This window comes from Bacillus sp. RC242 (genome assembly GCF_044908245.1).
GTDB lineage: Bacteria > Bacillota > Bacilli > Bacillales > Bacillaceae_G > Bacillus_A > Bacillus_A mycoides.
In genome coordinates, this window is sequence record NZ_JBIYCZ010000007.1 from 114,503 (window position 1) to 127,442 (window position 12,940).

General features: G+C 34.6%; 14 protein-coding genes and 3 pseudogenes. 4 read left to right on the forward strand and 13 right to left on the reverse strand.

Annotated elements, in window-relative coordinates:
• Positions 1–442: 442 nt before the first annotated feature.
• Positions 443–1,009 (forward strand): recombinase family protein, encoded by a 567-nt coding sequence (locus ABH957_RS15530; protein ID WP_404511630.1) that lies wholly within the window; start codon positions 443–445, stop codon positions 1,007–1,009.
• Positions 1,010–1,578: 569 nt separating this feature from the next.
• On the forward strand, positions 1,579–2,637 hold the full coding sequence (locus ABH957_RS15535; protein ID WP_404511632.1) for a tyrosine-type recombinase/integrase: 1,059 nt from the start codon (positions 1,579–1,581) through the stop codon (positions 2,635–2,637).
• A 174-nt stretch (positions 2,638–2,811) separates the two neighbouring features.
• On the opposite strand, the gene ABH957_RS15540 is transcribed toward ABH957_RS15535, so the two are convergent.
• From ABH957_RS15540 to ABH957_RS15590, 11 genes and pseudogenes are all read right to left on the reverse strand, one after another.
• Positions 2,812–3,384: a hypothetical protein gene (locus ABH957_RS15540; RefSeq protein ID WP_404511634.1), complete on the reverse strand. Its 573-nt coding sequence runs from the start codon at positions 3,382–3,384 to the stop codon at positions 2,812–2,814.
• 74 nt (positions 3,385–3,458) lie between these two features.
• Positions 3,459–3,752 carry a hypothetical protein gene (locus tag ABH957_RS15545; RefSeq protein WP_404511636.1) on the reverse strand — a complete coding sequence of 98 codons (294 nt, stop codon included), beginning with the start codon at positions 3,750–3,752 and terminating at the stop codon, positions 3,459–3,461.
• 689 nt (positions 3,753–4,441) lie between these two features.
• The gene (locus tag ABH957_RS15550; protein WP_404511638.1) at positions 4,442–5,146 is read right to left on the reverse strand and encodes a sigma-70 RNA polymerase sigma factor region 4 domain-containing protein; all 705 of its coding nucleotides are present in this window, start codon (positions 5,144–5,146) and stop codon (positions 4,442–4,444) included.
• Positions 5,147–5,412: 266 nt separating this feature from the next.
• Positions 5,413–6,243, reverse strand: coding sequence for an HNH endonuclease (locus tag ABH957_RS15555; RefSeq protein ID WP_404511640.1), 831 nt, complete (start codon positions 6,241–6,243; stop codon positions 5,413–5,415).
• Positions 6,244–6,319: 76 nt separating this feature from the next.
• Entirely contained in the window at positions 6,320–6,541 is a 222-nt protein-coding gene (locus ABH957_RS15560) for a helix-turn-helix domain-containing protein (protein WP_404511642.1), read from the reverse strand.
• A gap of 244 nt (positions 6,542–6,785) precedes the next feature.
• On the reverse strand, positions 6,786–7,046 hold the full coding sequence (locus ABH957_RS15565) for an Abi-alpha family protein (RefSeq protein WP_404511644.1): 261 nt from the start codon (positions 7,044–7,046) through the stop codon (positions 6,786–6,788).
• On the reverse strand, positions 7,039–7,215 hold the full coding sequence (locus tag ABH957_RS15570; RefSeq protein WP_404511803.1) for a hypothetical protein: 177 nt from the start codon (positions 7,213–7,215) through the stop codon (positions 7,039–7,041). Before ABH957_RS15570 ends, ABH957_RS15565 begins: the two co-directional genes overlap by 8 nt.
• Positions 7,216–7,271: 56 nt before the next feature.
• On the reverse strand, positions 7,272–7,844 hold the full coding sequence (locus ABH957_RS15575; RefSeq protein WP_215551984.1) for a TcaA NTF2-like domain-containing protein: 573 nt from the start codon (positions 7,842–7,844) through the stop codon (positions 7,272–7,274).
• 717 nt (positions 7,845–8,561) lie between these two features.
• Entirely contained in the window at positions 8,562–8,963 is a 402-nt protein-coding gene (locus ABH957_RS15580) for a (deoxy)nucleoside triphosphate pyrophosphohydrolase (RefSeq protein WP_404511647.1), read from the reverse strand.
• A 42-nt stretch (positions 8,964–9,005) separates the two neighbouring features.
• A pseudogene (locus ABH957_RS15585) lies at positions 9,006–9,179 on the reverse strand (HNH endonuclease); the annotation flags it as partial.
• A gap of 210 nt (positions 9,180–9,389) precedes the next feature.
• On the reverse strand, positions 9,390–10,199 hold the full coding sequence (locus tag ABH957_RS15590; protein ID WP_404511790.1) for an HNH endonuclease: 810 nt from the start codon (positions 10,197–10,199) through the stop codon (positions 9,390–9,392).
• Between the two features lie 239 nt (positions 10,200–10,438).
• Between ABH957_RS15590 and ABH957_RS15595 the strand changes: the two are divergent.
• A pseudogene (locus ABH957_RS15595) lies at positions 10,439–11,281 on the forward strand (right-handed parallel beta-helix repeat-containing protein); the annotation flags it as partial.
• A gap of 269 nt (positions 11,282–11,550) precedes the next feature.
• Here the strand turns inward: ABH957_RS15595 and ABH957_RS15600 are convergent.
• Together ABH957_RS15600 and ABH957_RS15605 are read right to left on the reverse strand one after the other, a co-directional pair.
• A complete protein-coding gene (locus ABH957_RS15600; RefSeq protein WP_404511648.1) occupies positions 11,551–11,718 on the reverse strand; it encodes a hypothetical protein in 168 nt (55 codons plus the stop codon).
• A 17-nt stretch (positions 11,719–11,735) separates the two neighbouring features.
• A complete protein-coding gene (locus tag ABH957_RS15605) occupies positions 11,736–12,098 on the reverse strand; it encodes a hypothetical protein (RefSeq protein WP_404511650.1) in 363 nt (120 codons plus the stop codon).
• 232 nt (positions 12,099–12,330) lie between these two features.
• Here ABH957_RS15605 and ABH957_RS15610 point away from each other — a divergent pair.
• Positions 12,331–12,797, forward strand: a pseudogene (locus ABH957_RS15610) (hypothetical protein).
• Positions 12,798–12,940: the final 143 nt, after the last annotated feature.

Genomic DNA, 12,940 nt, shown 5'->3' on the forward strand with positions numbered 1-12,940 from the left:
CAATGGAGGTAGATGACTAAAAGCCAGTACTAACCGTCAAAAGCGTTGAGATATCGACTCATTAGTGAACTACAGAGGCAGAAGCTTTTTTAGTCAAACTTTTGGTTAAAAAAATTTTTTCATTCTCATAGTTTCTACAAATGTCACTTATCGTGTCTGAGAGTACCCCCTATGGTCATAAAATTGAGGGGGTCTATAGAGTCAGCCCTCTTCTCGTTTCCCTGCTCAGCCAATACCAATGAATAAGTTCACTCAATCGCCAACTCCAAGTTACATAAAACGATAAATAAGTGTAATCATTCAACTGAGGAAGCAAACCTTATTGTTAAGCCTTTTGCATGTTACATAAAGTTGTTACACAAATTATTACATAAAACCTTTACACTTATTATCCTCTCATGTTACATTAAAGGTACAATAAATATAACAAGGAGGAAACCTAATGAGAATCGCTTATGCTAGGGTTTCAACAGATGAGCAGTTACTTGATAGACAGTTGGAAGCACTCAATAAGAATGGCTATGATAGATTAATCCAAGAGAAGTATACAGGAACTAAGAAAGACCGAGCAGGATTGAACCAACTCATTGATACAGTACGTGAAGGCGATACCGTTATTGTAGAATCCATTAGCAGACTAGGAAGAAACACTCTTGATATCCTTACAACTGTTGAGGAGTTAAACAATATGGGTGTTACTTTTGTATCACTAAAGGAGAATATGGACACTTCAACGCCCACTGGTAAGGCTATGTTCTCTATGATGGCAGTAATTAGCCAACTCGAAAGGGACTTAATAGCAGAACGAACAAAAGAAGGACTGGCAAGCGCAAAGAAACGAGGAGTTAAACTAGGTAGACCTCAACTCGATAATGACAAAATAAGGGTGGCTTTACAGATGTACGACTCTGGGGATTACTCCATTAAGGACATCGTTAGTCAAGTTGGCATCTCACAAGGGAAACTCTATAAGGAGATTAATAAAAGGAAACTACAAGGAGACAGCTAACTAGTCGGCTACTCCTCTTTTTTTTGTTTGCCGAGGAAGCGAGCTATATAGATATAGGTCTGTTTGCACCTTACTCAAAAATGAGTCCATCGAGGGGAGTGTAAGCTATTTAGTACCTACCTCCTCTGTTTTGACCTGCACTAAACATTATTGAGACCAGCTTTTCGTCTTCATCTACACTTGAGAGTACCTACTCAAAAGTATTTCTGTGGAGGTTGTTGCAAAAAGGACTTGACCAATGGATATAACTCCTTTAGTATTTTCCGTAAGAAACTCTAATTGAAGTAGTTCTCAATGAGAATAATAACTTGAGAGCCTTAATACATATAAGTTTATTGACTCCCTTTCTTTCATCTGTTAAGAAAATTGTCTTGACAGGGTGGAGGTCGTGAGTTCGAGCCTCTCCGGGGTCATACATTGGTCGTAAGCTGCGCCAAATTAACGTTTGATGCGGTTTTTTATTTTCCGTTGACTTAACGCTGACTTGGCACAGGGTGGCGGTCAGCTAAGACGGACAGTTATACGTCTCTCATCTCGTTTTCAAAAACGAAATAGGAGGCGTTTTTTGTATGGCATCTAATAATGAAGGAACAGTTTCAAAACGTAAAGGGAAACGTATAAAGAAGGATTCACGAACATTTACTACACCAACGATTGACGATTTGTTCGAGAAATTTTACCACGCTAAGGTTGCTGAAGGACGCGCTGAACGTACTTTGCATCAGTATAAAGAAAATTTCCGATACTTTACGTATTTTCTCGACCACAAAGGTCTTAACAGGAATATCGATACAATTACAACTGATGTGATCCGTAATTACGTAGTATTTATGAAGAACGAGAAGATACAGTTCGAGGACCATAACTACAAGCCAAATAATTGTAAAAAGGTTGGTCTCTCCCCTTCCACTATTAATACACGGCTGAAAACATTACGGGTGATGTTCCGTTTCTTTGTTGATGAGGAGTTGCTTGAGAATAACCCAATGAAGCAAGTGAAAGACGTAAATGAACCGCAAGAAGAAATTGTCGTGCTTACAGTGGATGAATTACGACGTTTACTTGATGCTCCAAATAAACGAAGCTATAGCGATTTTCGAGATTACGTTATTATGAATCTTTTATTAGACACATTTTTGCGTATTAGCGAAGCACTATCGCTTACCAACAATGATATTGATTTCTCTACCAAAGTTATTACAGTTCGTGCAACTGTTTCCAAAAGTCGTAAAGCACGTATTGTCCCGATTAAGAATACGACTGCAAGCTTACTGAAAGATTTGATAAAAGAGAACGAAGAGTTTGAAACGGATTACGTCTTTGTTACGAACTATGGAGAACAGATGGATCGTAATCATTTTCGGAAACGACTGAAGAAGTATGCGAAAGAGACTGGCATTACGAAGAACGTACATCCCCACTTATTCCGACATACTGGCGCTACGATGTTTTTAGAAGCCGGCGGAGATATACGTCATTTGCAGATGTTACTCGGTCATGCTGATTTGCGTATGGTGATGCGGTATACACATTTATCGAAACAGGCTTTAATTAATCAGCATGATAAGTTTTCACCGTTGAATGCTGTGATTGGAAAGTTGAATAAGGAACGCAAAATATTACGTTAGACGTCATCTGAGTGTGCCGTGGATATATAGTGCATCTTAACGACCATGTTCATTATTACAATACACTATGACATCGTATATATATCGACTAATTTTAAAAAAAGCCGACGTATTAAACGCCGACTTAGGATGCGTAAAATAACGTCCTTGACGCAGATTTACGCTATCTTATAATTACTTTAAGAGCGAGAAAATGTATGCTAACTGTTTTGCCTCTACTTCACTTAGATTCAAATCAAATCGTTTATTGTCCAGATAAACGACATAGTGATCTCCAATCATGCTTTGTGAAAAGTCGAGGTTAGGACTTAAAGGTAGGGATGTTGGTGCATCTCTATCTTCTTTCTTTTTTAAACCCTCGAACAGTTCTTGAATCGACTTAATACCTCTAGCTATCTGTTTTTTTTCATTTTCAAATCCAACTGCTTTACCTTTTGAGAGTTTCCGAAAGTTTATTGCACGCAAATCAGTAACATCATCATTGAAAAATATAACTTCTTCAAGGTCACTAGCTTCCATTAATAACCGATGTAGTTGTTTCTCTTTTCCATCTTGGCATACAGCTATTACTACATATCTTCCACTCCATTTGCCATACCTGATTTTTTCTAAATGAACTACTTTTTCCTGAAAATATTCTAAATCACAAAATACATCAATTTCGCCATTTCTGCTGAATGCCTTGACGACAACTAGCTGTAACTCATGATATATTTCATATTGATTTTTCAAATTCACTTTCTCCATGGTCTTCACCTCCTCAAGGGAAGATTTTACTACGGAGATTTCGACATAGATAGCGTTAAAATATTACATTTCATCTACTTTGGATAGCTAATCATAAAACAACGGACTATCTTGCATAGTAAGCCTATACACTTTCCCATGTTTACAAGTACTTCCGCTAAGTCTCTCTTATATAGCTTTAGGAAGAAACTCGTCAGAAGACGTGCCCGGCGTCCTGGCCGCCAACCGACGAGTGGTACGACTACTACTTCAGCAAACCTTTCAGATGTACGACCGTGTCGACTAAATATTCCGGATGATTCATTACCGTTACCCCAATAAACACCGATAACACGACAGTTGCGACTCCCCAAACACTGATTTCCCATCCGTCTTTCGTCTTCTTAATTTTTAAAAATTTCATATGTAAATACCTCGCTTAACGTATTCACCCGTACTTCTTTTCCGAGTGTACACCTATATGTCTAAAGTTTTTTAAATACCCTTTTTTCGTTAGCGAAGTTTTTCGTAAAAATTTTTAATTTTTTTTGCGGCATACGTTATTGCATTGATCGGCCGTTTGCAGCTGGGGTGGCACCCATGGTACCAGACGCAGTCGCCGTCGACGTTCGAGATTTTTGGCGTGAACATGCGTCATACACCAGGCGTAGCGCTTTTGCGGTGTCGGTCGGCTCTTGTGCTAGGGTGGCGGTAGCGTTCGTTCCCGTTGTGGTGCGGTTTCTATCCGTTTTCAAGTCGCTTTTCTTCCTATATCGTTCACAAGCCGAACGGTTCATGGACTTTCGGTGGTTTGGTTGTTCTTTCTGCTTGTGTACATAAGTTCATTTAGTCACCGCTACTCATCTATGCTAATTATTTGTCTTTACCAATCAGAACCAGCTTTTTCGTCAACACCCACTTTATGGTCGATGTCATACTGTTAAGTGTTTTCCCTTTACAATTAGTTCGACTTGATTAGCAGAACCCTTGGTACACCTAGATTTTTAAATGTAAATTAACAATCGAATGTACTCCTCGATATTTTTGAAAGTGACGTTTTCAGACGAGTTGCACCAAGTTAATTGAAACAATACTCATAGCGCTTCAGCTTCCTCTTGATCCGACCTAAACTCCTTCTTACCTGCTCCATATGAATGCCGAGTATATCGCTAATTTTCCTATAACCAAGATTCGGATTCTTATATATAATTTCTAAAATCTTCCGTTCCTGCACACTTACTAATTCATCATGTAGTATCTGCTGAACCAATATTCTATCAGTAGCCTGCTTCTCAATATCTTCATCGCTAGGGTACAAATTATTAGCTTTACTTAATAACGGTAAAGAATCCGCGTTTATTGCTTGTTTTTTTGTCTTTGTGTATTTCCGTATAACATCAATGCTCTTACGCTCCAACGCTAGCAATAGTGTCTCGTATAAATAGAAATCTTGATAGTGATTATATTTTTCTATGCAGAGCGTCCAAGCCGTAATCCAAAATTCATGCTCAAGGTCTTCGGCTGAAATCTTTTTGTTTATCCATTTCTTTGCTAGCGCCTCTGCTTTCGTTTGAATGGTAAAGCGTAATTCTTCTAGTAACCTTTCTAATCGTTGCTCTCGTGCTTCTTGATTAAACTCCATAGCAAATTCTTCCCATAACTTCTCAATCCTTAAGATGTATTCTGCCTTTTGTGGGTTTCGTTCCAATAGCTTCAGTTGTTTATGTTCCGTAAATGATAGCTGTTCTTGTTCTACAGTTAAATCTTCTAATGTTAGTAACATGATTTCTGCTCTCCTACAAAAATATTTTTAATTTTTTATCAAAAAGTGTGTCAGTTATCTACGAAATTACGAATAAATATATGTATAGGACGGGGATAATACTCTTTTAAAACTTAGTAATACGAACCAATGATACGCGTATATTAAGAACGTAATAACATATATAACGGCATTAATCGTAACTATAGATATGAACTTCTGAAGAAAACACTATAGACGGCTCTCCGTTTAATCTCTGTAAATGACAACGGAAAATCGCCCGTTCATTAATTCTTTAGTGCCACTGCTTTCTTGAGCGATTTCTTTTTCTTTTTATATGGATTAGATGTACGGAAAAATATTCGCACTTCCTTGATAACAGCTGTCACATGCTGTTCATTACGTCCACGTGGTAAAAATACATCATAAATCTGTTCATCCGTACATTTCCCGTTTACCACCATGTCAGCAATCTTAGCGTGCAAATTTAGCTTGACGTCGTAATCAAACGTGCCGTAATGTACTCCATTAACCTCAAGCCGAAACCAAAAATATCTGTCGTGCAATTTCTTATTCCTCTCCGCTTTAGTCAGAAGATGAACTTTCACACCCTTACTTGGATCTCCGACAATTGGTTCTTTAGAACGCTTCTTACACCTATGTTCACTGCGTGTCAGCACTTCCAAGTTTTCTCGGATATTATTCAATCCGTTTCCGTCTATATGGTGGACTTCCATTCCCTCAGGTTCACCTTTCAGTAACCGATGTACATACTTACCATTACTACGAGCGTAAAAAGTACGACTACCCTTGTCATAATGAATACAAATGTTATAACCACGGTTTTCCAGGATAAGAAAGTCTTCCGTACTAATACGCATCTCAAGAATGCGATCAAGACTTTCAATATAAATGGACGTAGTACCGTGCGCATGGTGGATATACGCATTTTTCATAGTTTTTCGTTTTTCAACTCCCTTCACGTATTTGCCGATTGTATCTTTGGATACACCAACCTTCCCGGCTAATTGCTCCTGTGACCATTCGCCTGTTGCGTATAACTCGCGAACCTGTTGTATTTGCTCCTCTGTTAACTTCCTCTTACATTGTTTACTCATCTCAATTCCCTTTCTATCAATGACTTAGTAGATTTCTAACACTTAATTAACGTTTAAAAAGGAGAAGTAGCGTCTCTTATTCCCCTAACTTACTCTGTAGACATACGATATCCATTAAAACGGAATCATTTATACCAACAGCTCGCTTAAATCGTTTGATGAAATTGGATGTGATTCGTTTGCTCCTTTTCTCAATTGCAGAAACTAAACTTGCGCTAACGCCCATTCGTTTTGCTAATTCTGACTGATTAATGTCTAGAAACGCCCGTACAATTTTAACTGTTGTCGCTGTGGCCATCGAATATCCACCTCCAATCGTTTATCAAGTTGCCTTGCACAATATTAAATCCGACCCTAATTCGTTTTTGTAACGGAGAAATCAAAAAAAGTGCACAAAAAAAAGAGCTGCACGAATGCAACTCCTCTCCCTTACTTAGAAAATATTTATCTCTCATCCTCATATACATGCCTCACAAAATTGTATATCAAAGTCAGTAATTTTTACTTCCCCATATCCAGTATTGAATCCCATTACCTTTATATTAGAATTCTTTTTTAACGTGCTTATAAAAATGCTGTTTCTGTTCTTTAACTCGCTTATAATCCTCTAACTCACTATAATCTGATTGAATATATATTAAAGGGTTATAATTTATCTTTAATAAGCCTAAACGACATAAATTATCTAAATATAAAAATAATAAATCTGAGTACATGCAATTAGCTTTAAGAGGAATAATCCAAAAATCAGATATAACTGGCACTTCCAATTCCTTATCACTTGTAGGGTTAACCTCACGCATGTCTATCTTCACTTAGTGGTATTTCTTTTAAAAAATTCTTATTATGTACTTTAATACAATTTATAAGTGCTTCGCCATTTAAGTTTTGTGCCTTAAATGTATTTATAACTTTCTCAACAAATGAATTATACGTATCTATTTTTTCAAAAGTCGCCGTTTTCCATCTCATAACGCCCAATACTCTCTATAAAACTCCATTTTTAGAATATGTATTCAATATTGTTTTTAATTAATTACATCACAATCTATCTTATTTTGACCAGTTGACTTTTCTAAATCATAACAAACTGATTGACCACCTGAGTTTTTCTTATTAAAGATTAATTGATTATTGGAAGTAAGGGTAACTTGAAATATTCTATTTGTTACCACTTCCTTTATTTTCTTCCCTTTAGCATCATATCGATACTCCATATCGGTCTTAACGTTATATGTACTAGAATTCCCTATTCTTTCAGGCGCTTCTTTAAGTGTAATATCATAAAGCTCTACTTTGAATTCCTTAGTATAACGCTTTATGTAATCTTTTGTAGATACATATGGAGTAGTTCCCTCATCATAAAATTTCTTAACTAATGAAAAATCTCCCTTATTATGTGCTTGCATATACTCCTTTGAATAATCTTTAAGTTGTTCCTTAACAAGTTCGTAGCTATTCGTAGCCGTTTCTTCTTTCTCTGAAATGGTTAAATTCTTAATAAACGGAAGATTTGGAGCGATAACAAGTGCTAAAGGTATAAGCATAAGTGTACCTATAGATTTAGCTGTTCCATACAACACTTTTTTAAAATTGGACAATTCGAACCCCCCTAAAATTATAATTGCAGAAAGAATTATAACATTTAATCTCCATATATATAAAAAACTTTCAAAAAACACCAAATATATATATCAACCTTTTTATAATTACATACTGCAAAATTAGAGTTACTAACATCCCGTCCAATTTGTAACCATCGCCGATAAGTGGTAGGTTGTAGAAAGGTTATTTCTTTTTCTTAGAACTACCTCTTTTACGTTTATTACTTAATTTTGAAACTATATGGTTTGCCGACGCAGATGCAATTATCGCTAAAAACACCTTAGCAGCAGATAGACGCTACATTATATCCATTTATACGAAATTTAAAATTAAATAGATACTTTAAATTAACTTGGGCTTCACATTCATCTTACAGTTAAATTAACATCTGATAATACACTGCAAAATTCGATATGAAAATTAATCAAAAAAGGCAGCAGTATTGCGCCCTAACGACTTGCAGTGTGGCGGTGCTACACGCTATAATTAATAATAGAAAACGAGACGGACGTATAACTATTCAGCCACAAACGTTGATATGACTGCATTCGTGACTAGCGTTGACTTGCGGTTTGATTTACGTAAAACTAACGATCCTTAGTGACACCTTGACAGGGTGGAGGTCATGAGCCCGAGCCACCGGAGTCATACAACTACTTTCAAAACAGTTTATATCTTATAAAAATCTGTCTCATTATTTCTTATTTCAGACCTTAATTTTTAAACTTCAAACATAAAACTCCCACGGTTGGAAGATCCGCCGGGGCCCACTTTAACTCCAATAAATTATTAACATGAACCCATATCAACTCGGCATGCTCAAGCGCTTTAGGTATACCGGACTCTATGTGTGCCTTATAAGTAGCAAGATGAACTATAATATTCTCATACTCATGATCCACTTCTTCTATTTTTTCACCAACAGTAATTAAACATCCTAATTCTTCTTTGATCTCACGTATCAATGCATCTTGCGGCATTTCCCCTTCATTAATTTTTCCACCTGGAAATTCCCAATAGTTCGGTAATGACATTGTAGGAGAACGTAATGCACATAATATTTCATTCTTCTCATTAAAAATGACCGCACCAACAACCGATACTTTCTTCTTCATGAACCATCACTTCTTTCACATCTTATTTAATACATATACTCTCTATATCTCGTCTTTTTGCTTATATCGCGCCAGCTTTTTCTCTAATTTCACAACATCTTCATGTAGATTTAAAACATGTAGCTTCCGATGACAATTCGCACATACTCCAACAGTATTATAAATCGTATCTTCTCCATCCTCTGATAGCCATTTCACATGATGTGCTTCTAAGTATGGATTCCCTTTTTTATCTTGGAAAGGAGCATGCTATTCACATAACCCCCATATACCTTGCGCACGTCTTTTAGCTAGCTCAGCTACATACTCATTACGTTGATATACTGTATATTTTGTAAAGCACCTATTATAACCATGAAATACTACCTTTGTAGCTCGATCCTTTAATTTGTTTTAACTTATTACTCCTAACAATTTTTTAGCCACTTAAGCCTGAAATTCAATCTCTCTATGCCATTTCATATATTGACGCTGCATTTCATTCATTTGGATCTGTAACTTATCATGTATATTCAAGAAGATTTTTAAAGTTTCGTCTAAACTGTTCGAAATTAAAATTCTCCCGTCATCTCCAAAGCTAATATAACCTTTATCAAATAAAGCATCATGGTTAGGACAAAGTAGTAGTCCATTGTTTAAATCTAACCTTTCCCTATGATTAGATTGGCTCCAAGGCTTAATATGACTTGCTATTAGAAAACGTTTATCAGAGACTCCACATAGTTTACATTTCTCTTCATTCTTCAACAAATTCTTTTTAAAAATGGATTGTCCAATTCTAGATTTTATAACTTGTTCTTTTTCAGTTTGATCTAATACATACGACAAATCCTTCTCTATTTCTTCCAGAATAGTTTCTTCATCACTACTTCCTATGTTTGATAGCTTGTTCCAAGTATCCCTATTTTTTTCTTTAACTATTGTTAATAAATAATCAGCAAGTTCTAGAGTTACTCTAAACAGGTAACCAGTATTACCACGCCCAACCTTATTAAATGGAGCGTATTTTTCACCCTGTAGCTTTAATATGTTTTCTATGAAATCTTTATATATAATAGGAATCTCCAAATCATGGTATTCCACATTTACAATCCATCCTTCTTTTTCCCAGAGCTCAGTCTGTTCCAATCCAATTGGCTTATCATGAACCTTATAATCTTCTTTTGCAACCAAAATTGATACTAGCCTTCCTTTAAAACTATTAAAAATGATGTCACCTTTTCTTATCATTTTCATATCTGTCCAGTGATGAAATGTTTGTCCCTTGTTATTTTTTTGTGGCGCCCAGAGAAATCCTCCCTCCCTCTCTTCCTTATAACTTTTATTTTGAAATACAAGAAAATAATTCATTTTTCTACTCCCCATATATTAGATTGGAAACTTATCTTATCAATATTTAAGTAACTGTTTATATTCAAATAAAATATTATCAAATCTAGTACTCTTTTTCACATGAAACATCTAAATTATTCCTTATTGCTTTTTATGGTACTTCATTTCATGCACAAAATAATTTACATCATCTTGTCATTGACAATAACGAAGTAGCAAATTTGAAATTAGATCTTAGTGAAGCAATTGCTGTGAATGGAAATGTAGATTCTTTTAAAGTTACCAATAACAAAGTATATGATAACAACAACATCGGAATTGTTTTGATTGGACATGAAGGAGTATCTCCAATAGCTGCTTTAGATCAAGCGCGGAATGGAATTGTTCGTAACAATATCGTCCATCACAATTCATCTTTCAATAATACTAGCTATAATGAATATTCAGCTGATGGTATATACGTGGATGGTGGGAAAGAAATTATCATTGAGCAAAATCAAAGCTATGAAAACGACCTGGGTATTGAAGTAGCAAGCGAACACGTAGGAAAAAGCGCAAGCCAAATTACAGTTAGATACAATACAATATCCAATAATATAATGAGCGGAATTACAATTGGTGGATATGACAGTCAGCAAGGATATGCTGAAAATAACACAATTATAAATAACATTATTTATAAAAATGATACAAATGATCAAGAGAGTGGCCAAATCGAATTGAATTACGATATTCGAAACAATGTGATTACCAATAACCACATCTATGTAAGTAATAGCCGCATCTTTATTAGCAATAATTTCAATAAAAACACAGGAAACAAACTCGATTACAATCATTACTATGGTGAATTCGATCAAAGTAATGGCTTTTGGCAATGGAAAAGAAAAACGTATAAGGGATTTTCATCTTATCAAGCAAGTATGAATCGAGAAGGAATTGAACAACATAGTGAGTTTAGCAAACTCCTCCTTGATTCAAAGTAAATCTAAAATAGAGGAAATTAACTAAAACATCTCTACCTTAGTTCAATTCGCCTCCCTATTAAAGGTAAAGAAAAATTAAAAGTTGTATTTTCAATTGAAACTACAACTTTTCTATTCATATACCTGTACATGTGAAATAATATATTTCTTAGCTTATTAGGAACTTACTTTAAAATCCACTAACAGTACAATATAAACTCTTATGATAATAAAAGGGTTTTTATTTTAGAAAAACATAAATCCCTTTTTCAAATGGACGATATTTTTTCCTATTCCAATTCTTTTCCTAATTTTTCTGCATCAGACTTCAAGCATAAACGCATATTTTTTGTCAGCTTCAATGGAATAATCCGTCCATTTTTAACTAATACATTTAATCTAGAACGAGTCATATTCATTACTTCCATTGCTTTTGAAGTTGTTAAAATAAAACTCATTATATATAGAATCACCTCTAATTAACCTTAATCCATATATAGTCATCCTCATATTTAACATTTAATTTTAATCGAATCCCCTTCATATAAACCTCTAATTGCTTTATAAGATCCTCATCATCAGGGCTTTCATATCTATCTAAATCTAAATCTAACTTAAACATATTTCCCTTCGTTAACTCAAACTCCCATTTTAGAAAGTTATGTAGCATATTTTCTTTATTCATATAATTGTTTGCTTCCATATAATCTAGTAATTCATATAAATTATAGTATACTAAGCTACTTGGTTTAAGACCTTCGCATCTTGGGCAAAATTCTCTATATCTGTCTTGTAATTGCATAATCATTTCTGTTCCACATTGATTACAGTTATACATATAACAACCTCCTCTACTAGATAACTCAATTTCTCTCCCTTATTTCCTGTCCTTGAAATTATAAATTATACTATTTTGTTTAACAAATATTTTTCTTATGCAACTGAAAGTATAATTTATTCTCCAGGTGAATTTCTATCTTAGTTTTTGGTTTTAATCCAAATATCAATACCTTTTTGAGGTTTAGGTTACTGTGATGTATAATTATCTAAAAATCTAGGGAGTTATATATATGGTTAATATAAAAATAATAGCTGAGGTTTTTAGGATAGGCTTACAAATTGGTTTATTTTCAAAAACTGAAGTAATCGAGTGGGCTTATCATACAATTGAAACATTTGATAGTCCTTCTATTGAAATTATAGAAGTTTCTTTATCCAGTAATGATAAGTTAGTTGATATTGTATCTAAATTAAAAAACATAAAAGGAACGTATGATAAAAAATTACCCGTAAAAATTATACTGGGACTGTTATGGGAGAAATTTATGAAAATGAAGAAAATGTATTGAAAATAAAACCATTTATATCTAATTTGGTACATAATAATTGCTGTGAGGGATTCGATTATGTAGATGAACAGCTGTATAATTTTAATGAAGAAATTAATTTAGCCGCAGATAATATATATGGGAATCTAGAAGATATTAGTCAAGAAATAAAAAGCTTTTTATCGATTTATAAAGATTTTAGTATGTAGTTTCGTTTACCTTATGGTGGGCTGGATGATGAATAAAAACAACAGGTCTCAAAGACTCTTAAAACTTCTTGAAGCAAATAGAAAAAAGCATAAACCTACTCCTTCACCATTTTCAAAAATGTATCCAACGGCATAACTACCAA

Coding starts and splice junctions, on each gene's coding strand:
- ABH957_RS15530 (WP_404511630.1), top strand. CDS start 443: ATGAGAATCGCTTATGCTAGGGTTTCAACAGATGAGCAGTTACTTGAT.
- ABH957_RS15535 (WP_404511632.1), top strand. CDS start 1,579: ATGGCATCTAATAATGAAGGAACAGTTTCAAAACGTAAAGGGAAACGT.
- ABH957_RS15540 (WP_404511634.1), bottom strand. CDS start 3,384: ATGGAGAAAGTGAATTTGAAAAATCAATATGAAATATATCATGAGTTA.
- ABH957_RS15545 (WP_404511636.1), bottom strand. CDS start 3,752: ATGGGAAATCAGTGTTTGGGGAGTCGCAACTGTCGTGTTATCGGTGTT.
- ABH957_RS15550 (WP_404511638.1), bottom strand. CDS start 5,146: ATGTTACTAACATTAGAAGATTTAACTGTAGAACAAGAACAGCTATCA.
- ABH957_RS15555 (WP_404511640.1), bottom strand. CDS start 6,243: ATGAGTAAACAATGTAAGAGGAAGTTAACAGAGGAGCAAATACAACAG.
- ABH957_RS15560 (WP_404511642.1), bottom strand. CDS start 6,541: ATGGCCACAGCGACAACAGTTAAAATTGTACGGGCGTTTCTAGACATT.
- ABH957_RS15565 (WP_404511644.1), bottom strand. CDS start 7,046: ATGCGTGAGGTTAACCCTACAAGTGATAAGGAATTGGAAGTGCCAGTT.
- ABH957_RS15570 (WP_404511803.1), bottom strand. CDS start 7,215: ATGAGATGGAAAACGGCGACTTTTGAAAAAATAGATACGTATAATTCA.
- ABH957_RS15580 (WP_404511647.1), bottom strand. CDS start 8,963: ATGAAGAAGAAAGTATCGGTTGTTGGTGCGGTCATTTTTAATGAGAAG.
- ABH957_RS15590 (WP_404511790.1), bottom strand. CDS start 10,199: ATGAAAATGATAAGAAAAGGTGACATCATTTTTAATAGTTTTAAAGGA.
- ABH957_RS15600 (WP_404511648.1), bottom strand. CDS start 11,718: ATGAGTTTTATTTTAACAACTTCAAAAGCAATGGAAGTAATGAATATG.
- ABH957_RS15605 (WP_404511650.1), bottom strand. CDS start 12,098: ATGTATAACTGTAATCAATGTGGAACAGAAATGATTATGCAATTACAA.